27 protein-coding genes are annotated in these 25,859 nt (G+C 70.7%); 14 read left to right on the top strand and 13 right to left on the bottom strand.

Annotated features, from left to right (window positions below; translation table 11 throughout):
* Positions 1-54: 54 nt before the first annotated feature.
* From ACFWQG_RS06100 to ACFWQG_RS06075, 6 genes are all read right to left on the bottom strand, one after another.
* Entirely contained in the window at positions 55-723 is a 669-nt protein-coding gene (locus tag ACFWQG_RS06100) for a methionine ABC transporter permease (protein ID WP_378506683.1), read from the bottom strand.
* Entirely contained in the window at positions 720-1,736 is a 1,017-nt protein-coding gene (locus tag ACFWQG_RS06095; protein WP_378506682.1) for a methionine ABC transporter ATP-binding protein, read from the bottom strand. The genes ACFWQG_RS06100 and ACFWQG_RS06095 overlap by 4 nt, the downstream gene beginning before the upstream one ends.
* Positions 1,733-2,569: a MetQ/NlpA family ABC transporter substrate-binding protein gene (locus ACFWQG_RS06090; RefSeq protein ID WP_378506681.1), complete on the bottom strand. Its 837-nt coding sequence runs from the start codon at positions 2,567-2,569 to the stop codon at positions 1,733-1,735. Before ACFWQG_RS06090 ends, ACFWQG_RS06095 begins: the two co-directional genes overlap by 4 nt.
* Before the next feature lie 31 nt (positions 2,570-2,600).
* Positions 2,601-3,599, bottom strand: a complete 999-nt coding sequence (locus ACFWQG_RS06085; protein WP_378506680.1) for an isopenicillin N synthase family dioxygenase — start codon at positions 3,597-3,599, stop codon at positions 2,601-2,603.
* Positions 3,600-3,916: 317 nt separating this feature from the next.
* The gene (locus ACFWQG_RS06080; protein ID WP_378506679.1) at positions 3,917-5,398 is read right to left on the bottom strand and encodes a SulP family inorganic anion transporter; all 1,482 of its coding nucleotides are present in this window, start codon (positions 5,396-5,398) and stop codon (positions 3,917-3,919) included.
* A 75-nt stretch (positions 5,399-5,473) separates the two neighbouring features.
* Entirely contained in the window at positions 5,474-6,154 is a 681-nt protein-coding gene (locus tag ACFWQG_RS06075; protein WP_378506678.1) for an SDR family NAD(P)-dependent oxidoreductase, read from the bottom strand.
* A 102-nt stretch (positions 6,155-6,256) separates the two neighbouring features.
* Here ACFWQG_RS06075 and ACFWQG_RS06070 point away from each other — a divergent pair, with 102 nt between their 5' ends.
* Positions 6,257-7,150, top strand: a complete 894-nt coding sequence (locus tag ACFWQG_RS06070) for a helix-turn-helix domain-containing protein (RefSeq protein WP_378506677.1) — start codon at positions 6,257-6,259, stop codon at positions 7,148-7,150.
* Between the two features lie 37 nt (positions 7,151-7,187).
* Here the strand turns inward: ACFWQG_RS06070 and ACFWQG_RS06065 are convergent, their stop codons facing one another.
* Positions 7,188-7,730: an alpha/beta hydrolase gene (locus ACFWQG_RS06065; protein ID WP_378506676.1), complete on the bottom strand. Its 543-nt coding sequence runs from the start codon at positions 7,728-7,730 to the stop codon at positions 7,188-7,190.
* A gap of 126 nt (positions 7,731-7,856) precedes the next feature.
* Between ACFWQG_RS06065 and ACFWQG_RS06060 the strand changes: the two genes are divergently transcribed.
* Genes ACFWQG_RS06060 through ACFWQG_RS06050 form a run of 3 tightly spaced genes read left to right on the top strand, consistent with a single transcriptional unit; the run spans position 7,857 to position 9,879 of the window.
* A complete protein-coding gene (locus tag ACFWQG_RS06060; protein WP_378506675.1) occupies positions 7,857-8,219 on the top strand; it encodes a GntR family transcriptional regulator in 363 nt (120 codons plus the stop codon).
* Positions 8,216-9,139, top strand: coding sequence for an ABC transporter ATP-binding protein (locus tag ACFWQG_RS06055; RefSeq protein ID WP_378506674.1), 924 nt, complete (start codon positions 8,216-8,218; stop codon positions 9,137-9,139). Before ACFWQG_RS06060 ends, ACFWQG_RS06055 begins: the two co-directional genes overlap by 4 nt.
* Complete coding sequence (locus ACFWQG_RS06050; RefSeq protein WP_378506673.1) at positions 9,136-9,879, top strand: ABC transporter permease; 744 nt, start codon at positions 9,136-9,138, stop codon at positions 9,877-9,879. Before ACFWQG_RS06055 ends, ACFWQG_RS06050 begins: the two co-directional genes overlap by 4 nt.
* A 7-nt stretch (positions 9,880-9,886) precedes the next feature.
* Here ACFWQG_RS06050 and ACFWQG_RS06045 read toward each other — a convergent pair whose 3' ends face one another.
* The 3 genes from ACFWQG_RS06045 to ACFWQG_RS06035 form a co-directional block, all read right to left on the bottom strand.
* Positions 9,887-11,422 carry a cobyric acid synthase gene (locus tag ACFWQG_RS06045; RefSeq protein ID WP_378506672.1) on the bottom strand — a complete coding sequence of 512 codons (1,536 nt, stop codon included), beginning with the start codon at positions 11,420-11,422 and terminating at the stop codon, positions 9,887-9,889.
* Entirely contained in the window at positions 11,419-12,276 is an 858-nt protein-coding gene (gene map, locus ACFWQG_RS06040) for a type I methionyl aminopeptidase (RefSeq protein WP_378506671.1), read from the bottom strand. Before map ends, ACFWQG_RS06045 begins: the two co-directional genes overlap by 4 nt.
* An 82-nt stretch (positions 12,277-12,358) precedes the next feature.
* The gene (locus ACFWQG_RS06035; protein ID WP_378506670.1) at positions 12,359-13,846 is read right to left on the bottom strand and encodes an MFS transporter; all 1,488 of its coding nucleotides are present in this window, start codon (positions 13,844-13,846) and stop codon (positions 12,359-12,361) included.
* A gap of 35 nt (positions 13,847-13,881) precedes the next feature.
* On the opposite strand from ACFWQG_RS06035, the gene ACFWQG_RS06030 reads away from it, so the two are divergent.
* Together ACFWQG_RS06030 and ACFWQG_RS06025 are read left to right on the top strand one after the other, a co-directional pair.
* Complete coding sequence (locus ACFWQG_RS06030; protein WP_378506669.1) at positions 13,882-14,385, top strand: MarR family winged helix-turn-helix transcriptional regulator; 504 nt, start codon at positions 13,882-13,884, stop codon at positions 14,383-14,385.
* 68 nt (positions 14,386-14,453) lie between these two features.
* Complete coding sequence (locus ACFWQG_RS06025) at positions 14,454-14,813, top strand: hypothetical protein (protein ID WP_378506668.1); 360 nt, start codon at positions 14,454-14,456, stop codon at positions 14,811-14,813.
* 6 nt (positions 14,814-14,819) lie between these two features.
* On the opposite strand, the gene ACFWQG_RS06020 is transcribed toward ACFWQG_RS06025, so the two are convergent.
* Together ACFWQG_RS06020 and ACFWQG_RS06015 are read right to left on the bottom strand one after the other, a co-directional pair.
* Entirely contained in the window at positions 14,820-15,008 is a 189-nt protein-coding gene (locus ACFWQG_RS06020) for a ChaB family protein (RefSeq protein WP_378506667.1), read from the bottom strand.
* A gap of 109 nt (positions 15,009-15,117) precedes the next feature.
* Positions 15,118-15,822: a GntR family transcriptional regulator gene (locus ACFWQG_RS06015; RefSeq protein WP_378506752.1), complete on the bottom strand. Its 705-nt coding sequence runs from the start codon at positions 15,820-15,822 to the stop codon at positions 15,118-15,120.
* 175 nt (positions 15,823-15,997) lie between these two features.
* Here ACFWQG_RS06015 and ACFWQG_RS06010 point away from each other — a divergent pair, with 175 nt between their 5' ends.
* Genes ACFWQG_RS06010 through ACFWQG_RS05985 form a run of 6 tightly spaced genes read left to right on the top strand, consistent with a single transcriptional unit; the run spans position 15,998 to position 21,757 of the window.
* Positions 15,998-17,125 carry a TIGR03364 family FAD-dependent oxidoreductase gene (locus ACFWQG_RS06010; RefSeq protein WP_378506666.1) on the top strand — a complete coding sequence of 376 codons (1,128 nt, stop codon included), beginning with the start codon at positions 15,998-16,000 and terminating at the stop codon, positions 17,123-17,125.
* A 20-nt stretch (positions 17,126-17,145) separates the two neighbouring features.
* A complete protein-coding gene (locus tag ACFWQG_RS06005) occupies positions 17,146-17,835 on the top strand; it encodes a phosphonatase-like hydrolase (RefSeq protein ID WP_378506665.1) in 690 nt (229 codons plus the stop codon).
* A 27-nt stretch (positions 17,836-17,862) separates the two neighbouring features.
* The gene (locus ACFWQG_RS06000; RefSeq protein WP_378506664.1) at positions 17,863-18,912 is read left to right on the top strand and encodes a 2-aminoethylphosphonate ABC transporter substrate-binding protein; all 1,050 of its coding nucleotides are present in this window, start codon (positions 17,863-17,865) and stop codon (positions 18,910-18,912) included.
* Position 18,913: 1 nt separating this feature from the next.
* On the top strand, positions 18,914-20,095 hold the full coding sequence (locus tag ACFWQG_RS05995; protein ID WP_378506663.1) for an ABC transporter ATP-binding protein: 1,182 nt from the start codon (positions 18,914-18,916) through the stop codon (positions 20,093-20,095).
* Positions 20,092-20,997, top strand: a complete 906-nt coding sequence (locus ACFWQG_RS05990) for a 2-aminoethylphosphonate ABC transporter permease subunit (protein ID WP_378506662.1) — start codon at positions 20,092-20,094, stop codon at positions 20,995-20,997. Before ACFWQG_RS05995 ends, ACFWQG_RS05990 begins: the two co-directional genes overlap by 4 nt.
* Entirely contained in the window at positions 20,972-21,757 is a 786-nt protein-coding gene (locus ACFWQG_RS05985; RefSeq protein WP_378506661.1) for an ABC transporter permease, read from the top strand. The genes ACFWQG_RS05990 and ACFWQG_RS05985 overlap by 26 nt, the downstream gene beginning before the upstream one ends.
* Before the next feature lie 43 nt (positions 21,758-21,800).
* Here ACFWQG_RS05985 and ACFWQG_RS05980 read toward each other — a convergent pair whose 3' ends face one another.
* Positions 21,801-23,429, bottom strand: a complete 1,629-nt coding sequence (locus ACFWQG_RS05980) for an AMP-binding protein (RefSeq protein ID WP_378506660.1) — start codon at positions 23,427-23,429, stop codon at positions 21,801-21,803.
* Between the two features lie 107 nt (positions 23,430-23,536).
* Between ACFWQG_RS05980 and ACFWQG_RS05975 the strand changes: the two genes are divergently transcribed.
* A complete protein-coding gene (locus tag ACFWQG_RS05975) occupies positions 23,537-24,394 on the top strand; it encodes a LuxR C-terminal-related transcriptional regulator (protein WP_378506659.1) in 858 nt (285 codons plus the stop codon).
* 31 nt (positions 24,395-24,425) lie between these two features.
* Positions 24,426-25,838 (top strand): APC family permease, encoded by a 1,413-nt coding sequence (locus ACFWQG_RS05970; RefSeq protein WP_378506658.1) that lies wholly within the window; start codon positions 24,426-24,428, stop codon positions 25,836-25,838.
* Positions 25,839-25,859 lie beyond the last annotated feature (21 nt).

The raw sequence follows: 25,859 nt of genomic DNA, 5'->3' as shown, positions 1-25,859 counted from the left end.
TCGGGTTCCCCCTGTGTGGAGTCCCCCCCCACGCACGGTTCGCGGAGCGCGCGCCTACTTGCGGTGGTCCAGTGCCCGGACCGCGCGGTCACCGATCGTCTGCATGATCTGCACCATGACGATCAGCACCACGACCGCGACGAGCAGCACCGGCGTGTTGAACCGCTGGTAGCCGTACACGATCGCGAAGTCGCCGAGCCCGCCACCGCCGATCACACCGGCCATCGCCGAGTACCCGACGAGCAGCACCGACGTCAGGGTCGCGCCCGCGATCAGCGCCGACAACGACTCCGGGAGCAGCACCGTGCGGACGATCTGCCCGTTGGTGGCGCCCATCGCCTGCGCGGCCTCGACCCGGCCGACGGGCACCTCCCGCAGCGCGGACTCGACGACGCGGGCATAGAACGGGATCGCGCCGATCGTCAGCGGCACGATCGCGGCGGTCGGGCCGATCGCGGTGCCGACGATCAGCCGGGTGAACCCGATCAGCGCGATCATCAGGACCAGGAATGGCAGCGACCGGAACACGTTGACGATCGCGCCGAGCACCGCGTTCAACGCCCGCTGCGGCCACAACCCGGACGGCGAGGTCAGATGCAGGACCACCCCGATGAGGACGCCGCCGACCACGGTGAGCAGGAACGCGACGCCAACCATGTACAGCGTTTCGAGGGTCGCCTCCCACACGTCGGGCAGCGAGTCCTGCCAGGACGTTTTGTTCACGAGAGCACCCCTTCCAGGTGGGCGTCGGCGCCCCACGCGAGCGTGGTGTTCGGCTGGGCGGCGACGAACGCCTCAACGTCCGCGCGGCGGACATCGGGTCCGAAGCTCAGCCGCAACCGACCGACGGTGACCCCGGCGACCTGTTCGACGCGGCCGCCGACGACGGAGATGTCGACGTCGAGTGCCCGGACGAGCTGGGAGAGCCAGGGGCCGTGCGCGTCGTCGCCGATGGTGGTGACGATCGCGGTGTCGCTCACCTCCTCGGTGGGGTCTCCCCCGACCGGGACGATCGCCGAGCCGAGGATCGAGCCGGGCGCGGCGACCAGGTCGAGGATGCGCCCGGTCTCGGCGATGCGGCCGTCGTCGAGCCGGGCCGCGGACGTGCAGATGCGGCGCAGCACCCCGAGCTCGTGGGTGATGAGGACGACGGTGACGCCGATCGCCCGGTTCACCTCGGCGAGCAGGTCGAGCACCTGGTCGGTGGTGTCCGGGTCGAGGGCGCTGGTCGCCTCGTCGCACAGCAGCACGTCCGGGTTCGACGCGAGCGCGCGGGCGATGCCGACGCGCTGCTGCTGGCCGCCGGACAGCTGCGACGGGTACGCCTTCTCCTTGCCCGCCAGCCCGACGAGCTTGATCAGTTCGTCGGCGCGGGCGCGGCGCTCGGCCCGGCCCACCCCGGCCAGTTCGAGGGGGAACTCGACGTTGGCCCGCACGGTCCGCGAGTGCAGCAGGTTGAACTGCTGGAACACGGTGCCGATGCGGCGGCGGGCGGCCCGCAGGCCAGCACCGGAGAGCCGCGACAGGTCGTCACCGCGGAGCAGGATGCGCCCGCTGGTGGGCTGCTCGAGCAGGTTCAAACAGCGCAGCAGCGTCGACTTGCCCGCCCCGGACGGCCCGACGATGCCGAAGATCTCGCCCTCGGCGATGTCGAGGTCAATGCCGCGCAGGGCCGCGACCTCCCCCGAGCCTCCGACTGCGGGGAAGGTCTTGACCAGGCTTTCGACGGTGATCATCGGCCGGCCGCGTGCACGGGGATGACGGCGCCGGAGTAGTTCTCCTCGATCCAGGCGGCGGTCTCCGGGGACTGCAGCGCCGCGGCGAGCGCCTGGACGCCGGGATCGTTCTCCTGCGCGGCGCGGACGACGAGCAGGTTCGCGAACGGGTTGTCCTCGGCCTTCTCCGCGATGAGCGTGTCCGTCGTCGGGTTCAGGCCGGCCTCGAGCGCGTAGTTGGAGTTGATGACGGCGGCGGTGATCTGCGGGTCGCCGAGGTTGCGGGCGATCTGCGAGCGCTCGATCTCGATGAACTTCAGGTTCTTCGGGTTCGCCTTGATGTTGGCCTGCGTGACGACGGACAGGTTGGCATCGGCGAACGGGACGTCCATCTCGATCAGGCCGGCGGACTCGAGCAGATAGAGGCCGCGGGAGAAGTTGGTGGTGTCCTTGGGCAGCGCGATGGTGGCGCCGTCGGCGAGCTGGTCGACGGCGGTGATCTTCTCCGAGTACAGGCCCATCGGCTCGAGGTGCACGTCGGCGACCGAGACGAGATCGTCGACGCCCTTCTGCTTCTGCCAGTCCGACAGGTAGGGGGCGTGCTGGAAGTAGTTGGCCTCGACGTCCCCCGCGGCGAGGAGTTCGTTGGGGTCGATCTCGCCGGTGACCGGCTTGATGTCGAGCGTGACGTCGCCGAGCACTCCGGAGTCGGCGATGTGCTCGAGGATCTCGACGTGCGGGGTGCTGGATGCGGAGATCACCAGCGTCTCGGCGTCGTTCCCCGACGAGCAGGCGGCGAGGCCCGCGGCGAGCAGGGCGGCGGCGGACAGGATTGCGGTGCGGCGCAGGAGCATTCGGGAGATACCTTCCGGGTGGGTGGGTCGGTCAGCCGCGCAGGGCGGGGAGGCCCTGCAGGTCGCGGTGGTACCGCTCGGTGACGTTGGGGTGGGCGCGCAGCCGGGACTTGAGGGCGTTGAGCCCGTACCGGGCGTGCAGGGTGCCGCCGTGCTGGTCCGGGCCGACGCCCGCCGCGTCGGCGGCGAGTTCCGGCGCGAGCGGGATCACCGGCAGGGCCTCGTCGTAGCCGGGGTTGAGGAAGAACGGCAACGACACCCGGTCCGTGCCCGCGGCGGGCGGGCGCACCCGGTGCACGGTGGCCTTGAGGTAGCCACCGGTGGCGACCTCGAGCAGTTCGCCGATGTTGACGAGCAGATGTCCGGGCAGCGGGTCGACGTCCAACCATCCGCCATCTGTTTCCACCTGGAAGCCGCCGCTGGTGGGCTCCGGGTACAGCAGGGTCAGCGCGCCGACATCCTTGTGGCTACCGACGCCCTGGTCGGTGACCGAGCCGTCGTGGCCCGGGTAGCGGGCGATCTTGAGCAGCGGGTCGGGGTCGGCGAAGGCGGCATCGAAGAAGTCCGCTGGCGCGCCGAGCGAGACCGCCCAGCCGCGGATCAGCCGCAGGCCCGCGTCCTGCGCCTGCGCCGACCACTCGAGCGCCAGCTGCCGCAGCCGCGGCACCGCGGTCGGCCACAGGTTCGGTCCGTGCAGCACGTCCCACGGGCGGGCCGGGTCGATCGGGTCGACGGCAGCCCGTTCGGGGCCGATGTCGAGCTGCTCGCGCCAGTCGATGTAGCCCTGCGTGCGTTCGCCGCCGACGCGGGTGTAGCCGCGGAACTGCGGCGAGTTCCCGTTCTCGATCTCAAGCTTGTCCGCCTCGGGCAGCGCGAAGAACGCGCGCGCCGTGGCGATCAGGTCGTCGGTGAGCCGCTGGTCGATGCCGTGACCGGTGAGGTAGAAGAACCCGATCTCGTGGGTGACCCGGCGCAGGGCGTCGACGTCGAGGTTCTCCAGATCGATGATCGGGAGGGCGGGGGCGGACATGGGACGGATCCTTTCGCCACGGGCACCGGGAAGAACAGGCGCTGTGACGAGTCGGTGCCCGGGAAATCACGGGAAGTTGCGGAGCGGCCGGGGTGCCGTCGCGGGGCTCTCGTCTCAGCGCTGGCGCATGCGACAACCACGACACATGGTCGTGGGGTCGGCGGTGCGTGCCGTGCCGCGCATCGAGGTCCTTCCGAACGAGATCGTTGCTACCGCGTACGAGTCGGGTGTGACTGCACGTTAATGCGCCGACGGTAGATAGTTCAAATCCTGCGTATACGCGCGGCGCCGGACGGCGACAAATATGCGGTGAACGGTCACAGCCTCCCCGACAGCCGGTCCACACGGTCTCGGCCCGCCCCGGTCAATCCCACCATCCGGACGGACTTGCCGAGCGCCGCGTACCGTTCCCGCACCGCGTCGAGGGTGGCGACCGTGGACGCGTCCCACACGTCGGCCGCCCCGAGGTCGATGATCACCGACGACGGATCGCCCGCGTAGTCGAACCGGCGCACCAGGTCGTTGCTCGACGCCCAGAACAGCTGCCCGGTCAGCCGGTACACCCGGTCTCCGTCGCGGTCCTCGACGGTGACCGTCGTCTGGTGCGCGACCCGCCGCGCGAACGCGGCCATCGCGGCCAGGACACCGAGGACAACGCCGACCGCGAGGTTCTCGGTCGCCAGGGTCCCGACGACCGTCACGATCATCACGACGGTCTCGCTGCGCGGCATGATCCGCAGCGTGCGCGGGGCGATGCTGCGCCAGTCGAAGGTGGTCGCCGCGATCAGCACCATCACCGCGACCAGCGCGGCCATCGGGATCGCGCCGACCACATCGCCGACCGTCAGGCAGAGCACCAACAGGAACAGGCCCGCCAGGAACGTGGAGATCCGGGTTCGGGCGCGACCCTCTTTGACGTTGATCATGGTCTGGCCGATCATCGCGCAGCCGCCCATGCCGCCGAACAGGGCGCCCGCCAGGTTCCCGACGCCCTGCCCCAGGGATTCGCGGGTCTTGTCCGACTCGGTGCCGGTCAGGTCGTCGACGAGTTTCGCGGTGAGCAGCGATTCGAGCAGGCCAACCAGCGCCAGGCCGAGGGCGAACGGCGCGATGATCGTCAGCGTCTCCCAGGTGAGCGGGACGTCCGGGATCATCCACGTCGGCAGACCGGACGGCAGCGCGCCCTGGTCGGCGACGTCGGGCACGTCCAGCCGGAACAGGGCGACCACCCCGGTGAGCACGACGATCGCGATCAGCGGCGCCGGGACCGCCCGCGTCAGCCGCGGAACCAGGACCACCATCGCGATCCCCGCGACCACCAGCGGATACACCAGCCACGGAACGTCGACGAGGTGCCGAATCTGGGCACTGAAAATCAGGATCGCGAGCGCGTTGACGAACCCGATCATCACCGACCTCGGGATGAACCGCACCAGCCGCGCGAGGCCCGCTGCCGCGAACGCGATCTGCACTGCCCCGGCGAGCCACACCGCGGCGATCAGGTAGTCGATGCCGTGCGCCGCGACGAGCGGCGCGATCACCAACGCGGTGGCCCCCGCCGCCGCCGACACCATCGCGGGGCGGCCGCCGGCGATCGCGACCGTCATCGCCATGATGCAGGAGGTGTACAGCGCCACCTTCGGGTCGACGCCCGCGATGACCGCGAACGAGATCACCTCGGGGATCAGCGCCAACGATGTCACCAACCCGGCGAGGATCTCGGTGCTCAGCCTGCGCGGCGAGCGAAGGGCGGAACGGACCGAGGTGATGTCGGGCGGGGCGGGGACGGTGTCGAGCACCGGCAGAGTGTAGTGCGCGTCGCGGCCGCGGGTGGCCCGCCCGCCCCTGGCCCGGCAAGCGGGTCGCGCTGTTGCTCAGTACTCGATGCGGCCCGCGCGGTCGAAGAACTGTCCGGTCGGGCCGTCGGGACCGAGCCGGGCCAGCATCACCGTCGCATCCGTTCCCTCGGTCACCGTCTGGTGCCCGGTGTGCCGGTTGAAGTCGGTGCTGGTGTAGCCCGGGTCGCTGGCGTTGATCCGAAATCCGGGCAGGCTCTTGGCGTACTGGACCGTCAGCGCGATCACGGCCGCCTTCGAGCATGCGTAGGGCACCCCCCGAACGGCGTACTCGTCACTGCCGGGAGTGCTCAACGCGCGGGCGAATCCGACGCCGGAGGCGACGTTGACGATCACCGGATTCGCCGAGTCCCGCAGCAGCGCGAGCGCGGCCTGGGTGAGACGCACGATCCCGAGAACGTTCGTGTCGAACACCTGCTGCACGGCGGCGACATCGAGGTCATCGACGCCGAAGGACCTGCCGAGGACGCCCGCGTTGTTCACGAGGACGTCAAGCTCGGGCAGCCCGGCGAGCGCCCGGTCGACGCTGCGCTGGTCGGTGACGTCGAGCTGCACCGGGTGGGCGCCGTGCCTACGCACCTCCGCGGCGGAGGCGAGATCGCGCATGCCCGCATAGACGGTGTGCCCGGCGTCGACGAGCCTGCGGGCGGTCTCCAGGCCGAGGCCTCGGTTGGCTCCCGTGATGAGTGTGGTGGTCATGCCCACCACGGTTGCGCGGCTCCGGCGCACGCACCAGGCACAGACCCACGGTGGGTCCGGCAGTACCACCCACCTCGCGACGGTAGCGAGCAGGATGGGGGCATGGACGAGTTCGCGCGGGTGCTGCGCGCTTGGCGCGAGCGGGTGCAGCCAGAGCAGGTCGGGTTGCCCCCGGGAACGGGTCGACGCGCGCGGGGGCTGCGACGCGAGGAGCTCGCGATGCTCGCGGGAGTCAGCGTCGACTACCTCGTGCGGCTGGAGCAGGGTCGGGCAACCAACCCCTCGGCGCAACTGCTCGGCGCCCTAGCCCGCGCGTTGCGGCTGACCGACGACGAGCGCGACCACCTGTACCGGGTCGGCGGCGTCGCCGCCGCGACGCCCTCCTCGGTGCCGCGGCACGTGGGTCCCGGCGTCCAACGCATCGTGGACCGTCTCGGCGACGTGCCGGTCAGCGTGTACAGCGCCGCACACGACATCCTGCTGTGGAATCCGCTCTGGGCGGCCCTGCTCGGCGACCCGTCGTCGCTGTCCGGGCTCCGGCGAAATCTTGTCTGGCTGGTGTTCACCGAAACAAGCACCGCCGTCACCCACACCACCGCCGGGGAAGAGGAGTTCCGAGCGGACCTGGTCGCGGACCTGCGCTCCGCGGTGGGGCGGTACCCCGACGACGCCCCGCTGCGGAACCTCGTCGACCGCCTGCTCGCGGAGTCCGCCGAGTTCGCGGCGCGGTGGGCGCAGGCACACGTGGCGCTGCACCGGTCCAGCCGAAAGACCGTGCGCACCAGGACGGTCGGCGACATTACCGTCGACTGCGATGTCCTCGGCGCACCGGGCAGCGGCGATCTGCGGATCGTCGTCTACACGGCGGTACCCGGCTCCGCCGACGCGGCGAAACTCGATCTGCTGCGGGTCGCAGGCCTGCAGGACCTCTCGCATCCCAGACCGGAACCGACGGCCGCCAGCGAGGACCACCGGGAGTCCACCCGGCCGCGCTGATCGGCGCACCACGGCACGTGGCGGCCGCCGACGATTCTCACCACATGCTGGTGCGCAGGGAGATCTCGGTGGCGAACGCGGCCGCCGCGTCGCGGGGCACCGAGCCGACCGCGAGTTCGACGACGCGGAAGTCGGAGTAGCAGCGCCGCCCGCTGGCGTCGGCCTCGGGGCGGGCGTCCGGACCACCGATCAGCAGGGTGGACGGGATCTCGACGGCCGGGCAGTCCCCGCCCGCGACCGCGGGGTGCGGGCTGTCGGCGACGACCAGACTCTTGAACCGCCCGAAGGTCCGGGCCGCGGCCTCCCAGGCCAGGGCCCCGCCCTCGCGGTCGCCCGCCAGGTTGACGTAGCTCAGGCCCAGACCGTCGAGGAGCGCGAGCAGCCCGGCCACGTCGAGGCCGGTGATCGTGTCGGGCACGACCGTGCGCAGGTCGGAGCCGTGCAAGCGCTCGCAGACCGCGTCGAACACGGTCGCGTCCTCGCCTGCACCGGGCAGCAGCACGACCACGTGGGCACTCTCGGGCCCGTCGACCCGAACCGTCCGGACCACCCCGCCGACCGACACTTCCGTCAACTCCATGGCACCGGACGGTACACGCAGCCGCGGCGCGGCCCCGGAACCGTCGGGGTTGTCGAACGCCCGCCAAGCCTCTATGGTTCATTACATGAGTAATGAACCAGTGAGCCTGACCGCGGGGCGGTTCCCGTGATCGACGACGGCAGGCCGCTGTTCCAACAGATCGCTGAACAGATCGAGGGCGCGATCATCGACGGCTCGCTGCTCGAGGAGACGCAGGTTCCCTCCACCAACGAACTCGCTGCCTTCCACCGGATCAACCCGGCGACCGCGGCCAAGGGCCTCAATCAACTGGTCGCCGAGGGGATCCTCTACAAGAAACGGGGAATCGGAATGTTCGTCACGGCAGGAGCGCGCGAGACGCTCCGGCGCCGGCGGCGCGATGCGTTCGCGCGCCAGTTCATCGAGCCGCTCGTCGCGGAGGCGGAACGCCTCGCGATCCCGCTCGACGACATCAAATCCATGCTCGACACCAGGGAGGTGGCCCGATGACACGAAGTGTGACGGCACTGCACAGCACCGCTGCGACCGCGGCCGACACGGTCGCGTCGATGCGCGGGATCGGGATGCGCTACGGCGAGTTCGACGCCCTCACGGACATCTCCTTCACTATCGAACGCGACAAGATCTATGGCCTGCTCGGACGCAACGGCGCAGGCAAGTCCACGATCATGTCGATCCTCACCGGCCAGTCCGTCCAGACGTCGGGCAACGTCACCGTCTTCGACGGCACCCCCTTCGAGAACGCGCAGGTGCTGCGGAACGTCTGCTTCATCAAGGAGAGCCAGACCTACCCGGATGAACTCCGGGTTGCCCACGTGCTCAAGGCGGCCGAGCACCTGATGGAACGGTGGGATCGCGACTTCGCGGCCCGCCTGCTCGACGACTTCGAACTCCCGCTGTGCCGCAAGGTCAAGAAGCTCTCCCGTGGCATGAGGTCCGCGCTCGGGGTGACCATCGGCCTCGCGTCGCGGGCGCCGCTGACCCTGTTCGACGAGCCGTACCTCGGCCTCGACGCCGTCGCCCGCCAACTCTTCTACGACCGGCTGCTCGCGGACTACGCCGAGCATCCCCGCACGATCGTGCTGTCGACGCATCTGATCGACGAGGTCGCGAACCTGCTCGAGCACGTCATCGTCGTCGATCGGGGGCGGATCCTGCTCGACGACGACACCGACACCCTCCGCAGCCGCGCGGTGACCGTCACCGGTCCGACCACCGCCGTGACGGAGTTCGCCACGAACGGGACGGTCCTGCACCACGAAGCCCTCGGCTCGCAGTCCCGCGCCACCGTCCAGATCGCCTCGGGCGAGGCCGATCGGGCCCGGTTGATCGACGCGGGCGGTGCGATCGAGCCCGCCTCACTGCAGGAACTCGTGATCCGAACCACCACCCAGGAGCAGACGTCATGACCGCAGCCACCCTGCCCGCCGCGACCGACAACCACGCCGTCACCGGCCCCTCCCGGATCGGATCGGTGCTCCGCCTGCACACCGTGGCCTGGCCCCTGCTGATCGCCTGGCCGGTCGGTCTGCTCACGGTGGCGTTCGCGATCAGCTGGATGATCTACTACCTGGTCGGGAACGAGGAGGGCGAGGGCTTCACCGGCAGCGTCACCGCCCTGGCTGGCTTCGCGATCGCGTTCTACGTCCAGGCGCTGACGCAGAGCTTCCCGTTCGCGCTGGGACTGAGCGTGACCCGCCGCGAGTTCTACACCGCGACGACCCTGATGGCCGTCGCCCAGTCGGCGATCTTCGCGGTCGCGGTGTGGGCGCTGTCGCTGGTCGAGGCCGCGACCGACGGGTGGGGCGTCCACATGCGAATGTTCGGGATCACCCGGTACTTCACGGACAGTCCCCTCGTGCAACTGCTCTGTCTGTTCTCGATCCTGTTGCTCAGCACCGGGGTCGCGATGCTCGCCGGGGCGATCTATCAGCGGTGGCGCACCACCGGCCTGCTCGCGGCCGGCGTCGCCCTGCTCGTGACGCTCGGGCTGGCGGCGATCGTGATCACCTGGGCCGAATGGTGGCCTGCGATCGGTTCCTGGTTCGTCGATACCCCGAGGGTGATGCCGATGGTGGTGCTGCCACTGGTGCCCGCCGTGCTCAGCATCGGGTTCGGCTGGATCGCGCTGCGCCGCGCAGCGGTGTGATCGCCGGTCAGGAGCGGACGTCCGGCTGCCACTGACTCGTGATCACCGGAAGCTCCTGCGGCGCACCGCGATCAATCAGCGCGAGCACTCCGTCGACGTCGACGTGCCGTTCCACCAGATCGGCCAGCAGGTCGAGCTGGGCGGCGCGTTCGGCGGCGACGGACGTGTCGGGGGCGACGGTGAAGTCCCTGCCGGTGGCCACGGCGATGTCGGTGAGCAGCCTGCGCCGGTACCCGTCGGACTCGAGCAGGCCGTGCCAGTGGGTGCCGAGGACGGCACCGCGAATGCTGCCCTCCGGGGTGCCGTCCTCGTGGCCCAGCAGCGCCGGATCCCCGGTCCGGGTCACCCGACCGTGGTGGATCTCGTAGCCGGACACCGCGATTCCGTCCGCGATTCCGGTCACCTGCCGCAGCACCTTGTCCGGGGCGAACTCGACGTCGACATCGAGCAGGCCGAGACCGTCCACGGCGCCGACACCGGATTCCACCGTGTCGGTAATCCGGCGGCCGAGCATCTGGTAGCCGCCACAGATCCCGAGAATCGGCAGTCCGGCGGCCGCCCGGGACGTCACCGCGGCGGCGAGCCCCGAGGACCGCAGCCACGCCAGGTCCGCGACGGTGGACTTGCTGCCGGGGAGCACGACGAGATCGGCGTCGGCGAGCCGGGACGGCTCGCTCACCCAGTGCACCGACACCCCCGGCTCGCAGGCCAGCGCCTCGACGTCGGTGGCGTTCGAGACGCGGGGCAGCCGGATCGCGGCCACCCGCAACCAGTCCCGGCCGCGCGGCGGCGCCGGCCTGCCGACCGGGGCGTCCGCGGTGGTCGACAGCGAGTCCTCCGCATCGATCCACAGGCCCTCGGCGAACGGCACCACCCCGAGGGTGGGACGCCCGGTCAACGACTCCAGTTGCCGCAGTCCGGGTTCCAGTAACCCGACGTCACCGCGGAACTTGTTCACCACGAACCCGGCGATCAGTGCCTGGTCCTCGGGCTCGAGCACCGCGACGGTGCCGAACAGATGCGCGAGCACTCCCCCGCGGTCGATGTCGCCGACCACGACGACCGGCAACCCCGCCGCACGCGCGAGGCCCATGTTTGCGAGGTCCGTTGCGCGCAGATTGATCTCGGCGGGCGAGCCTGCGCCCTCACAGACGACGATGTCGAATTCGGCGCGCAACGATGCAAGTTCGTCGGCGACCACCCCGCGCAGCCACTGCCGATGGGTCATGTAGTCGCGGGCGCCGACCGAGGTGACGGCCTTGCCGCGGACCACGAGCTGCGAGGTGCGGTCGCTGCCCGGCTTGAGCAGGACCGGATTGAACCGCACACTCGGTTCGAGTCCACACGCCCGCGCCTGCAGCGCCTGGGCGCGTCCGATCTCGCCTCCGTCGAGGGTGACGACGGAGTTGTTGGACATGTTCTGCGCCTTGAACGGCGCCACCGAGATCCCTCGACGCGCCAACAGGCGGCACAGGCCCGCGACGAGGACGCTCTTGCCCGCATCGGAGGTGGTGCCTGCGACCAGCAGGGCGCCGCCGGTCACGGCAACGTGAGGATCTCGGCGCCGGTGTCGGTGACCACCAGGGTGTGCTCGAACTGGGCCGTCCACCGGCGGTCCTTGGTGACGACGGTCCAGTTGTCGTCCCAGATCTCGTAGTCGACGGTGCCGAGGTTGATCATCGGTTCGATCGTGAACACCATGCCGGGTTCGATGATCGTGTCCACGTTCGGCTGATCGTAGTGCAGGATCACCAGTCCGTTGTGGAACGTCTCGCCGATGCCGTGGCCGGTGAAGTCCCGGACGACGCCGTAGCCGAACCGGTTTGCGTACGACTCGATGACGCGGCCGATCACGTTGAGTTCGCGTCCGGGTCGAACGGCCTTGATTGCGCGCATGGTGGCCTCCCGGGTGCGGTCGACCAGCAGGCGGTGCTCCTCGGAGACGTCGCCGGCGAGGAAGGTGGCGTTGGTGTCGCCGTGTACCCCGTCGAGGTAGGCGGTGACATCGATGTTGACGATGTCGCCGTCCTGGATCACCGTCGAGTCCGGGATGCCGTGGCAGATCACCTCGTTCAGCGAGGTGCAGCACGACTTCGGAAAGTCCTTGTAGCCCAGGGTCGACGGGTAGGCGCCGTGGTCGACCATGTATTCGTGGGCGATCCGGTCGAGCTCGTCGGTGGTCACCCCCGGCGCGACGGCCCGACCCGCCTCCTGCAGGGCCTGCGCGGCGATCTTCCCCGCGAGCCGCATCTTCTCGATCGTCTCCGGCGTCTGCACCCACGGCTCGTTGCCCTCGTTGACCGTGGGCTTCCATGCGTACTCGGGGCGCTCGATCTTCCCGGGAACGGCCAGGGTCGGCGAGACGGTTCCGGGGACCAGGGGTGCGCGCACAGACATGGCGTCAAGGTTACGCGCCGCGTGACCACCGACGGGGGCGAGCCCGGCGGCGCCCGCGAGGGAGGCCCGCCGGGCGGGGCGATCAGCGTTGCGCGACCAGGTCCGGCACCGAGGCGTCCGCTGCGGCGGACCGCCGGGCCGGGATCGCCGCGGCGACGGTCGCCGCGACCAGCGCGACACCGCATCCGATCAGCAGCCCGGTCCGGAAGCCAGCCTCCGTCGGCAGCGTGAAGTCCCCGACCGGCACACTCATCTGGGCGAGCACCACGCCGACGACGGCGGCGGCGACCGCGGTGCCGAGGGATCGGGTCAGGGCGTTGAAGGCGTTGGCGGCCGCGGTCTCCGAGCGCGGAACCGCCCCCATGATCAGGGCGGGCATCGCGCCGTAGGCGAAACCGGTTCCGGCGCTGCAGATGCAGGCCACGATCATGATGCCCCACGCCGAGCCCATCAGCAGCAGCGAGGACCCGTAGCCGACCGCGAGGATCAGGGCGCCGACGATCAGGGTGATTCTGGGCCCGCGAGCGGACGAGAGCCGGGCACCGACGCCGGCGACCGCCATCATCACGAACCCGCCGGGCGCCATCCACAGGCCCATCTCGAGCATCGACTGGCCGAGGCCGAACCCGGTGCTCTCGGGCAGTTGCAGCAGCTGCGGCAGGATCAGCGACTGCGCGTACATCGAGAACCCGACGACCACGCCAGCGACGTTGGTCAGCAGCACCTGCATCCGCGCGGTGGTCCGCAGGTCGACGAGCGGGTCGGTGACCCGCAGCTCCCACCAGCCCCAGGCCAGCAGGACGGCGACGGCGGCAACGACCAGGCCGACGGTGAGCCCGTCCGTCCAGCCCCAGTCGCCGCCCTTCGAGACGGCGAGCAGCAGGCAGACCAGCCCGACGGCAAGACCGGCGGCACCAATCGGATCGAACCGGCCCGCCGCGGGGTCGACCGGGGTCGCGGGGACGGTCCTCCAGATCAACCCCGCCACCAGAACGCTGACGGCGGTCGCACCCCAGAACAGCATCCGCCAGTCGGCGTTCTGAGCGACGGCCGCGGCGAGCGGCAGACCCAACGCGCCGCCGATTCCCATCGACGAACTCATCAGTGCGATGGCCGAGTTCAGCCGCTGCGGCGGAAGGAGATCGCGCATCGCGCTGATGCCGAGCGGAATCAGCCCCATCCCGACGCCCTGCAGTGCGCGCCCGGCGATCATCGGTAGCACCGAGGTCGCCAGCGCGCACACCAGCGATCCGACGATCAGGGGCACCGTGACGATCAGCAGCATGCGCCGCTTGCCGTACATGTCGCCGAGGCGGCCGGTGATCGGGGTGCACACCGCGCCCGCGACCAGCGTCGCGGTGATCACCCAGGTCGCGTTCGATGCCGACGTGTCCAGCAGCTGCGGCAGGTCGCCGATCAGCGGGACCACCAGGGTCTGCATGAGCGCGGCGACGATGCCGGTCGCGGCGAGCACCCCCACGAGCCTGTTCTCGTTCACCGCACCGACCCCGCCAGCGGACCTTGCCACGGGCACCTCCTCACCACTCGAACTTGCATCATGCAAATTCATTGCATCATACATATTCGGTGCCCGATACAATCTTCGTGCGCGATGCAACTCTCGGAAGGACGTCGATGTACACGCCCGCGGATCGGATCCAGTTCGAAACGATGCTGCTCGCCCGGCACCTGCCCCGCGCACGACGCGGCGCCGACGGGTTGGACCACAGCGCCTTCGTGGTGCTCAGCAGGCTGGCCGTCCAGGGACCGATGTCGGTCGGTGAACTCACCGAGGCGTTCGGCCTGGACACCTCCACGCTGAGCCGTCAGACCACCGCGATGCTGGGATCCGGCCTGGTACAGCGCATTCCCGATCCGGACGGCGGCATCGCCCGCAAGTTCCGGCTCACCGAGGAGGGACTGAGCCGGCTACAGGACGAGCGGGCGCTGCGGGTCCTCGGCATCGAAGGCGCACTCGCCGACTGGTCGGAGGAGGACCGAACCCTGTTCGCGGACCTGCTCAAGCGCTTCAACATCGACGTCGAGCGGCGCACCGGGCGGGTCTGGCCGCGGCCGTCCGCCGCGCGGCGGGTCGACGAGGCAGGCTGAGCGGCGGACCCGGGCGTAGCGTGGAATGCGCCCGCCGCCCGGCGGGCGGCAGGGTGGAGGCGCGCGGCATGTCGGACGACGTCGAGAAGCGGTGGAACGATCCGCCGGAACTCCGGCGGGCCACCCGCTATACCTGCATCGCGGCGGGCACCGCCCTCGCGGTCATGGCCGCGAGTGCGCTCTGGGCCTATCTCGGGCGCAGCGACTGCACGGCGACCGAGGCGGCCGTCTGCGCGACCGCCGACCGCTATCTCCTCGCGATTGCCCCCGCCGCGATCCTGGCGATCGGTGGACTCGGCGCCTTCGTCCGCACCTACACGGTGTGGAAGCGGGGCGGCACCTGGCCGGTGTGGCACGGCGCAGGCTGGGTCCTGATGACGCTCACACTGATCTATGCCGCGCTCGGCGCCGGGTTCCTCACCGACTGATCCGACTCACCCCTGCTTGGGCACCCAATGGTCGGTCTCGAGTTCGTAGCCCTGCTTGAGCTGCCCGTACGCGGCACGCTGGGCGTCCTCGCCCTCGCCGTACCGCCTGACGGCCGTCTCGTGGGCCGCCGAGAAGGCCTCCTGCACCTCCCTGGAGGATCGACGCAACGTCTGCGGGAGTTCGGTCCGGTTCACTTCGGCACCCCTTTCGTCGACATGGAATGTGTGCCCATTGTCCGTCGCCCTCGCCCGTCGCGACACCGGTGAACCGAATTCGTTATCCGGGCGGGACGGGCACGGCGGGTCAGCGAAGCTCGGCGACGAAGGCCATCCGGTCACCGCGGTACAGCGACCGCACCCGCTCGATCGGCACCCCGGCAGCATCCCGGGACACCCGATCCAACTTGAGCATCGGCAGCGCGGTGCTCGCCTCGACGAGCCCCGCCTCGCGCGGGGTGGGCAGCACGGTCTCGATCCGCTCGGTCGCCGTCGCGAACCGGACCCCCGTGGCGCGGATCGCCGCGTAGAGAGAACTCTCGGGATCGAAGGTGTCGGCCAGGTCCGGGAAGCGCGCCAACGGCAGATAAGTGCTCTCCAGTCCGATCCGCTCGCCATCGGCGAGCAGGACCCGCTCGAGGTGAATCACCGGGGCACCCGGGGCGATCTCGAGATTCTCGGACAGTCGCTCCCGCGCGTCGATCTCCTCCCACCGCACCAGGATTCGGCCCGGTTCCCGGCCCTGACTCAGCGCGCCCTCGGTGTACGACCCGAGCGAGAGGGGCTGCACCAGCTTGGGTCGGGCGACGACGGTGCCCCTCCCCCGCCGTTCGACGCGGCCAGCGACGAGCAGCTCGTGCAGCGCCTGCCGGACCGTCTCCCGTGACACCCCGCAGGTCGCGGCGAGTTCGCGCTCCGCGGGTACCGGATCACCCTCGGCGAGGCCGGCCAGCAGGTCCTCGACGTGGGTGCGCACCACGTAATGCTTGGGCACGCCCTCGGCCGTCACGATGCCGCTGCACCAGGCCGACGGTGGGCCGAATCCGGCAGTGCGCCAACCTCTTCGAACACGATTGCGTCGTCGCTCACGGTCGTCACAGTACCTCAGATTTGGTCTATACCAACTGTTCACCTGGAGTTTCCAGGGCGTCCCCCGGTTGGTCTAGACCAATGCCCATGCTGCCCTCATGCGAATTGCAATTGTGGGAGGCGGAATCCTCGGCACGGCACACGCCGACGAGGCGATCCGCAGAGGGCACGAGGTGGTCCACCTCGAACGGGAACCCGAGGCACGTGGTGCCACGGTACGCAACTTCGGTCTGGTCTGGGTGTCCGGGCGGGCCGAACACGAACTGGACGCGGCGCTGCGCTCGCGCGAACTGTGGGCGGACCTGGCCGCCCGGGTCCCCGCCATCGGCTTTCGTCCGGCCGGATCACTGACCCTGCTCCGCACCCCCGAGGAGGTGGCGGTCGCGGAGGAGGTGCTCGCCCGGCCCGACGCCGACGCCCGCGGGTTCACGCTGCTCGATCCCGGCCGGGTTCGCGGCGTCAACCCCGCGCTGCGCGGCAGGTACCTCGCTGGCCTGCACTGCAGCCGCGATGGTGCCGTCGAATCCCGGGTGACGCTGCCCGCCATCCGCGCACATCTGGAGGCCAGCGGTCGCTACACCTTCCACGCCTCCACCGAGGCCCGCGAGGTGGCCAGCGACGGCACCGGCGTCCATATCCGCGACGACCGCGGCCGGACCTTCGACGCCGATCTCGCGATCGTGTGCCCCGGCGCCACCCTCGGCGGGCTGGCCCGTGACCTCGCCGGGGACCTGCCGCTGCGCCGGGTCCGGCTGCAGATGATGCAGACCGCCCCGCTCGGCGAATCACTCACCACCGCGATCGCGGACGGCGACAGCCTCCGCTATTACCCCGGGTTCGCCGGCGACGCCCTCGAGGCCCTGAAGGCGGCGCAGCCGCAGGCCCCGACCGCGGCGGCGCACCGGATGCAGTTGCTGTGCGTGCAGCGCCTGCACGGCGGCCTGACGATCGGCGACACCCACGAATACGACGAGCCGTTCACCTTCGACGTCGACGAGGCCCCGTACCAGCACCTGACCTCCGTCATGGAGGAGCTGCTGGGCCGCAAGCTCCCGCCGATCGTCCAGCGGTGGGCCGGCGTCTACAGCCAGCACCTCGACCCCGGCCAGCTGGTGCACCGCGGGCAGCCCGCCGCGGGCATCTGGGTCGTCGCCGGGCCGGGCGGGCGCGGCATGACCCTCGGGCCCGCCCTCGCCGAACAGACCGCCGAGCAGCTCGGCCTCTAGAGACAACCCCAGGAGACAGCATGTCCACCACCCCGATCCGCCTCGCCGTCCTCGACATGGCAGGCACCACCGTCGCCGACGACGGACTCGTCCTTCGGGCCTTCGCCGACGCGTCCGTCGCGGGCGGAATCCCCACCGAGGGCCCGGACGGCGACGCCGCCCGGCGATACGTCCTCGACACGATGGGCCAGTCCAAGATCATCGTCTTCCGCGCGTTGACCGGCGGCGACGAGGAACGCGCCCGGGCCGCCAACGCGGCATTTGAGGCGGCCTACGACCGCCTGATCGACGAGGGCAACGCCGAGCCGATCGCCGGCGCGGCCGACGCGATCACCGCGCTCCGCAACGCGGGCGTCAAGGTCGCGCTCACCACCGGGTTCAGCCGCGGCACGCAGGACAAGCTGCTTGCCGCCCTCGGGTGGCAGGAGATCGCCGACCTGACGCTGGCGCCGTCCGACGCCGGACGGGGGCGCCCCTACCCCGACCTGATCCTGACCGCCCTGCTGCGCCTGCAGATCGACGACGTCCGCGAGGTCGCCGTGCTCGGCGACACCGCCAACGACGTCACCTCCGGGCTGCGGGCAGGCGCCACCGTCGTTGCCGGGGCTCTCACCGGGGCGCACGGCGAGGACGAGCTGCGCGCAGCAGGCGCCACCGCCGTCCTGCCCTCGGTCCGCGAATTCGCCGACCTCGTCCTGTCCACCCGCTGACACCGTTCACCCACAGTGAGGATTTCGATGCGTCCCTTCACGATCCGCCCCGCCGCCGCCGCGGCCGCACTGGTCGCGACGGCCCTGACCCTGACCGCGTGCGGGGGCACCGGCACCGCCGCAAACTCCGACGGCGGTGTCGTCACCGTCTACAGCGCCGACGGACTCGCCTCCTGGTACGAACCACAGTTCGAGGAATTCACCAAGGAGACCGGCATCGCGGTCAACCTCGTCGAGGCCGGCTCCGGTGAGGTCGTCTCCCGGGTGGAGAAGGAGCAGTCCAACCCGCAGGCCGATGTCGTCGTGACGCTGCCCCCGTTCATCCAGAAGGCGGCGGCGCAGGGCCTGCTGCAGCCGAGCGGAATCGATACCTCCGCCGTCCCCGCCGACGTGCAGGATCCGGCGGGCAGCTACGTCCCGGTGGTGAACAACTACCTGACCTTCATCGCCAACCCCGGCGCGAACCCGACCCCGACGACCTGGGACGACCTGCTTACCGAGCAGTTCAAGGGCAAGCTGCAGTACTCGACGCCGGGCCAGGCCGGCGACGGCACCGCGGTCCTGCTGCTGCTGCAGCACCTGATGGGCAAGGAGGGCGCGCTCGACTACCTGGCGGCGCTGCAGACCAACAACGTCGGCCCGTCGTCGTCGACCGGCAAGCTGCAGCCGAAGGTCAGCAACGGGGAACTGCTCGTCGCGAACGGCGACGTGCAGATGAACCTGGCGTCGATCAGGGACGACGGCTCGCAGTTCGACCTGTTCTTCCCGGCGAACCCGGACGGCACCCGCACCACCATCGCGCTCCCCTACGTGATGGGCCTTGCGACGGGCGCCCCCCGCTCCGAGGAGGCGAAGCAGCTGATGGAGTACCTGCTCTCGGAGAAGGCGCAGCGCGCCGTCGGCACCGACGCGCTCGGCGTCTCGGTGCGCACCGACCTCACGGCGGGCGAGGGCACCGACCCGAACACCCCGGCCGGGGCCCTCGCAGGCGTCGACGTGTGGACCCCGAACTGGAACGACGTGCTGCGCGACCTCGACGCCGACCTGGCCGCGTACCAGAAGGCGACCGGGAGCTGACATGAACAGGATCAACACCCGGTGGCGCGCCACGGACACCGGCACCGACCGCGGCACCCGCGGCGCCACCCACCCTGCGATCACCTTCGACCGCGTCAACGTGGCCTACGGGCGGGGACGCGGCGCCACCCGGGCGTTGATCGACTTCAACCTGCGGGTGGCGCCGGGCGAGACCGTCGCCCTGCTCGGGCCGAGCGGGTCCGGCAAGTCGACCGCGCTCAAGGCGCTCGCCGGGTTCAACCGCCCGGTGTCGGGCACCGTCCGCCTCGGCGACGTCGACGTGACCGACCTGCCCCCGGCCCGGCGCGGGATCGGCGTCGTCGTCCAGTCCTACGCGCTGTTCCCGCACATGCGGGTCGCGGAGAACGTCGCGTTCGGCCTGCGCTCGCAGCGCGTGCCGCGGTCCGAGATCGGCGGCCGGGTCGCGGACGCCCTCGAAATGGTCGGAATGTCGGCCTACGGCAAGCGTTTTCCCCGCGAACTGTCCGGCGGGCAACAGCAGCGGGTGGCGATCGCCAGGGCGCTCGCGATCCGCCCGAAGGTGCTGCTGCTGGACGAGCCGCTCGCCGCGCTCGACGCGCAGCTGCGGCAGTCGATGCTCACCGAACTGCAGCAGCTGCGGGCGGCCTTGCCGGACACCGCGATGCTCTACGTCACCCACGACCAGTCCGAGGCGCTCGCGCTCGCCGACCGGATCGCCGTGATGCGCGACGCCCGACTGGTGGACGTGGACACCACCGAGAACCTGTGGAAGCGGCCCCCGAGCAGTTTCACCGCCGCGTTCCTCGGCGGGGCGAACCTGCTGCCAGCCGCGGTGACCCGGGTGATCGGCGGATCCGCCCTGGTGTCGCTGGCCGGTGTTCCGGTCACCGCCCAGGCGCCAGCGACACCGGCCGGTGCCGCCGACTGGGAGGCCGCCGATTCCGCCGCCCTGCTGTGCATCCGGCCGCACGCGGTGACCCTGGTGTCCCCCGGCGAGCGGGGTGCGCTGGCCGGGACCGTCACCGGGAGCGTCTGGCGCGGCGCAACCACCCGCCTCACCGTCACCCTCGACGGGCTGCCCGGGCATCCGGTCGACGTGGACGTCACCGGACACGACGGTCGACCGATCGGCAGCCCGGTCGGGGTGAGCTTCCCCGACCTGAGCGCGGTGCTGGTCCCGGCCCCGGGACCGGTGTCGTGACCGCGCTCCTGGACCGCCCGGTGTCGGACCCGATCCCGGTGCGGCCCGAACCGCGCCGATGGGCACCGACGCTGTTGGCGCTGCCGCCGCTGCTGCTGGTGCTCGGGTTCGCCGTCTACCCGATGGCCCGGGTGCTTGCCGAGTCCACCGTCACCGACGACGGCCGCGGCTGGTCCACTTGGACCGAGGTGCTGGGGTCGGAGCTGTTCCGGAACGCGTTGTGGCGCACCGTGCAGATCGCGGCGCTGTCGACGCTCGGCGCGATGGTGCTTGGCACGTTCCTTGCGCTGGTCCTCGCGTTCGTCCCGTTTCCCGGGTCGAAGGTGGTGGGCAGGCTGATCGACACGGTGCTGTCGCTGCCGTCGTTCCTGATCACCCTCGCGTTCACGTTCCTGTACGGCACCGCGGGCGCGGTCAACGCCCTGATCACCCGGATCACCGGCGCCGAGCAGGGGCCGTTGAACTTCCTCGCGACCCCGCTCGGCGTCATCGCCGCCGAGATCACCTTCTTCACCCCGTTCGTCGTGCGGCCGCTGCTCGCCGCGTTCACCCAGCTGCCGCGCGAGCAGCTCGACGTCGCCGCCAGCCTCGGCGCGTCACCGGCCCGGGTGCTGCGGACGGTGGTGATGCCGGAGGCGTGGCCGGCGCTGATGTCCGGTGGATCACTGGTCCTGCTGTTGACGCTCAACGAGTTCGGCATCGTGCTGTTCACCGGGGCGAAGGACGTGGTGACGCTGCCGGTGCTGATCTACACCCGCGGCATCGTGACCTTCGACCTGCCCGGCGCCGCGGTCATCGCGACGGTGCAGGTGGCGCTGTCGATCGCGCTGTACGTCGGCTACCGGGTCCTGTTCAACCGACCGATGGGAGGCAGCCGTGCTGCTGTGGACAACGCGCGCTAGGGCACTCACGCTGACCGTGTTCGGGCTGGTGGTCGCGGTGGTCTTCGTTGCCCCGATCGCGACGGTCATCGCGGCGGGCCTCGCCGGGTCTTGGACCGGGCCGCTGCCGTCGGACCTGGGCGGCAAGCACTTCGCCGCCGCCCTGTCGGACGACAACCTGGCGAGCCTGGCGGTGAGCCTGCAGACGGCGTTCATCGCGGGCGCCCTCGCGCTCGGGGTCGGGACGTGGGCGGCGCTCGCGGCACGGGAGGCGCCGGCCTGGCTGCGGAAGCTCACCGACGCCGTGTTCCACCTGCCGATCGCGGTGCCGTCGGTGGCGATCGGCCTCGGCCTGCTGATCGCGTTCAACTCGCGGCCGCTGTTGCTCGGCGGCACCAAGTGGATCGTGATTCTCGCGCACACGGTGCTGGTGTTGGCGTTCGCGTTCAGCTCTGTCTCCGCCGCGCTGGACCGGATGGACCCCGCCTACCGGCAGGCCGCCGAGTCGCTCGGCGCCGGACCGGTCCGGGTGCTGCTGCGGGTGACGCTGCCGCTGCTGCTGCCCGCGATCGGCGCCGCCGCCGGGCTGTCCATCGCGCTGTCGATGGGTGAGCTCGGGGCCACCGTGATGGTGTACCCGGCGACGTGGAAGACGCTGCCGGTGACCATCTTCGGGCTCACCGACCGCGGCCAGGTGTTCCAGGCCGCCGCGAACACCACGCTGCTGCTCGCGGTCACCCTGCTCGCGCTGCTGGTCGTCGGCCGCCTCCGCAGGCGCTGACGCACCCGTGAGTCCTTCTGGTCCCGCTGGGGGCCAAAAGGACTCACGGGCGCAGCCGCAGGATGTACCGCTGTACCTTGCCGCTGGGGGTCTTCGGCAGCGACGGCACGAAGTGCACGGTCCGCGGATAGGCGTGCGCCGCGAACTTCTTCTTCACCAGCTGCTGCAGCTCGGCCTCGAGGTCGTCGGTGCCATCCACCCCGTCCCGGAGCACAACGAACGCCTCAAGCACCTCACCGCGCAGCTCATCGGGCATGCCGACGACGGCGGCCTCGACGACGTGCTCGTGCATCACCAGGACGGACTCGACGTCGAACGGGCCGATCCGGTAGCCGGCCATGATGATCACGTCGTCATCGCGGGAGGAGAAGAAAAAGTGCCCGTCCTCGTCGGTGCTGCCCGCGTCCCCGGTGATGTACCAGCGGCCGTCCGCGGTGAACCGCTGCCTGGTCTTCTCCGGGGCGTCGACGTAGCCGGCGAACCACATCAGCGGCGAGCGACGGGTGTCGATCGCGACCCGGCCCGCGGTCCGCGGCGGCGCCACCTCGTCGGCGTCGTCGCGCAGCACCGCGCACGACCAGCCCGGCAGCGCCCGCCCCATCGACCCGGCCGGAACCTGCTCACGCAGGCCGTCGGCCCAGGCGTTGACGATGAACATGCCGTGCTCGGTCTGCCCGTAGTGATCGCGCACCTCGCAGCCGAGGGTGGACCGCGACCAGGCGACGACGTCGGGGGTCAGCGGCTCCCCCGCCGACGACGCGCGCCGCAGCGTCAGGCCGTCGGGGACCGGCCCGGTGTCGGCGCGCAGGCTGCGGTACACGGTGGGCGCGGCGGCAAAGTTGGTGACCCCGAAGCGCTCGATCACCTGCCAGGTCAGCGCCGCCGAGAATCCGGCGTGCAGCAGCAGGCTGCGGGTCCCGGCCGCCATCGGGCCGAGCAGCGCGTAGTACAGGCCGTACGCCCAGCCCGGGTCGGCGGCGTTCCAGAAGACATCGTCGGGACGCACGTCGAGGCCGAACTCGAGGTAGCCGTGGAACGAGGCCAGCGCGCGCACCGGGACCGGCACCCCCTTCGGCGTTCCGGTGGTGCCGGAGGTGAACAGCTGCACCAGCGGCGCCGCGCCCCCGACCGCGACGGCCGCGCCCTTCGGGTCGTCCGCGGTGTGCGCGGCGAGCAGGTCGGTGAGCCGCAGCTGCGCGTCGGACTCCGGGTCTCCCGCCGCGACGACCGTCGTCCACGGGGCGTCGGCGGGGATGTCGTCGCCCGGCGCGAGCTTGCCCAGCTGGTCCCGGTCCGCGACCACGACCCGCGCGCCCGCCGAGGTCAGCCGGAACGCGATCGCGGGCGGGGCGAACGCGGTGAACAGCGGCACGTGGACGGCGCCGCGGCGCCAGATGCCGAGGAGCGCGACGACGAGTTCGGCGGACTTGCCCATCAGGGTGGCGACGCAGTGGCCCGGCTCGACCCCCAGGTCGGCGAGCGCGGCGGCGAACCGCGTCGACTCGTCGCGCAGCTCGCCGTAGGTGAGGTCCCGCGAGGACAGGTCCGCGTCGATCACGGTGAACGCGACGGCGTCGGCCGGGTGCCGGTCGCACAGCAGCTCGGCCGCGCAGGCGTCGGCGGTGTCGTATCGGGCCAGCAGCGCACCAACGCGGGTCGCGGTGTCGTTCATCGGTGGTTCCTCCCACTTCCGTTCCGGGCGTGACGCCGACCACGTCACTGGCCTTATGATCTAGCTCACAGGAGCCGTTCACCACCCCCGGAAAGGGGTAGCCACCGATGCCGATGCCGAGCCCCCTCCTACGTCCCAGGGACGGCGACGCGCTGCGCGCCGAGCTGCGTCATGCGGCGGGCCTGACGGGTGTTCCCGTGCTGTTCGGCGGCGAGGTTCACGACGGCAACCTGCTGCTCACCGAGTTCCTCGGCACCCGGACGAACGGGCTAAGGGGCCTGACCGTGCCGTCCACATCCGGTCTCGGCGGCCGCGCCGCCCACCAACGCCGTCCCGCATCGGTCCCCGACTACCGCATCGCCCGCAGCATCACCCACCACTTCGACGGCCCGGTCCTCGGCGAGGGGCTGCGGTCGGTGCTCGCCGTGCCGGTCGTCGTCGACGGCGTGTCCCGGGCCGTGCTGTACGCGGCGATCCGGGAGTCGACACCGATCGGTGACCGGACCGCCGAGGTGCTGACACTGTCCGGGCGCCGACTCGCCGCGGAGATCACGATCCGCGACGAGGTGGACCGCAGGCTGCGTCTGCTCGGCACCCGCGACGCGGCGGCGGGTGGCGTCGACGCGGCGGTGTCCGAGGGCATCCGGGACGCCAACGCGGACCTGCGGAGCCTGGCCACGGACGTCCCCGACGACGCGCTGCGGCGGCGGCTGCGTGCGGTCGCGGATAAGCTCGCCGGGCTGCTCTCCGCAGGCGCCGACCCGGGCGCCGTCGCCCTGTCGCCGCGGGAACTCGACGTCCTCGCCCACATCGCCTTGGGTTGCACGAACAACGAAGTCGCGCATCGACTCTCGCTGGGGGCGGAGACGGTCAAGAGCTACCTGCGCAGCGCGATGGGCAAGCTGGACGCGCACTCCCGGCACGAAGCGGTGGTGAGCGCGCGGCGGCTCGGCCTGCTGCCCTAGGCCCGAAGGCGATTCCACTCAAGGAGGCGTCATGACCACACCGGCCGACACCGGACAGGAACCGACGCTCAGACGGGTGATGGGACCGTGGCTGCTGCTGCTGTTCATCGTCGGCGATATCCTCGGCACCGGCATCTACGCCCTGACCGGGCAGGTGGCCAAGGATGTCGGCGGCGTGGTGTGGTTGCCCTTCCTCGTCGCGTTCGGGGTCGCGCTGATCACCGCGTTCAGCTACCTGGAGCTGGTCACCAAGTATCCGCAGGCCGCCGGGGCCGCGCTGTACACGCACAAGGCGTTCGGCATCCAATTCCTGACGTTCATGGTCACGTTCGCGGTGATGTGTTCGGGGATCACGTCGGCGGCGACCGCGTCCCGCGCGTTCGCCGCGAACTTCGCCGAGGCCTTCGACCTCGACCTGCGCACCGGCATCGGGATCACCCTGCTCGGCATCGCCTTCATGCTGATCGTCGCGGCGGTCAACTTCCGCGGCGTCGGCGAATCGGTGAAGGTGAACGTGGTGCTCACCTGCGTGGAGCTGTCGGGCCTGCTGATCATCATCTTCATCGGCATGTGGGCGCTCGGCGTCGGCGACGGCGACTTCTCCCGCGCGATGACGTTCGACACCGGGGATCGCACCGCGCTCGGCGGGGTGATCGCGGCGACCACGCTGGCCTTCTACGCGATGGTCGGATTCGAGGACTCGGTGAACATGGCCGAGGAATGCAAGGATCCGAGCCGGATCTTTCCGAAGGTGCTGCTGATCGGTCTGCTGTTCACCGGCCTGGTCTACGTGCTGGTGTCGGTGACCGCGATCGCGCTGGTGCCTGCGGCCGAGCTCGGCGAGGGCGACACCCCGCTGCTGAAGGTGGTGCAGGCCGGGGCGCCCGGGTTCCCGATCGGGATCTTCGCGTTCATCACGATGTTCGCGGTAGCGAACACCGCGCTGATCAACATGCTGATGGCGAGCCGGCTGCTGTACGGGATGAGCAGGCAGCACGTGCTGCCACCACAGCTGGGCCGGGTGCACCGGTCCCGGCGCACCCCGTACATCGCGATCGGCTTCACCACCCTGTTGGCCCTCGGCCTGATCACGTTTGTCGGCGAGGTGCCCCAGCTCGGCGGCACCACCGCGCTGCTGCTGCTCTGCGTGTTCACCATCGTCAACGTCGCGGTCCTGGTGCTGCGGCGGAACCCGGTCGACCACAAGCACTTCCGGGCACCCACCGTGCTTCCGGTGGTCGGCGCGCTCAGCTGCGCGTTCCTGGCAACCCCGCTGACCGACCGCAACCCCGACCAGTACGCGATCGCCGGGGCGCTGCTGGCGATCGGGGTGGTGTTGTGGTTCGTGAACGTCCTGGTCAACAAGAAGCTCGGCGTCAAGGGCGAACTGCACCCGGAGTACCTCGGGGACGATCCGGCGCACCCGCACGGCCCCACCAACTGACTTCTAGAACACGTTCCAGAA

The organism is Rhodococcus sp. NPDC058532 (assembly GCF_042719255.1).
GTDB lineage: Bacteria > Actinomycetota > Actinomycetes > Mycobacteriales > Mycobacteriaceae > Rhodococcus_G.
Note: the sequence above shows the minus strand (reverse complement) of the source record. Positions and strands in the feature narration are given on the sequence as shown.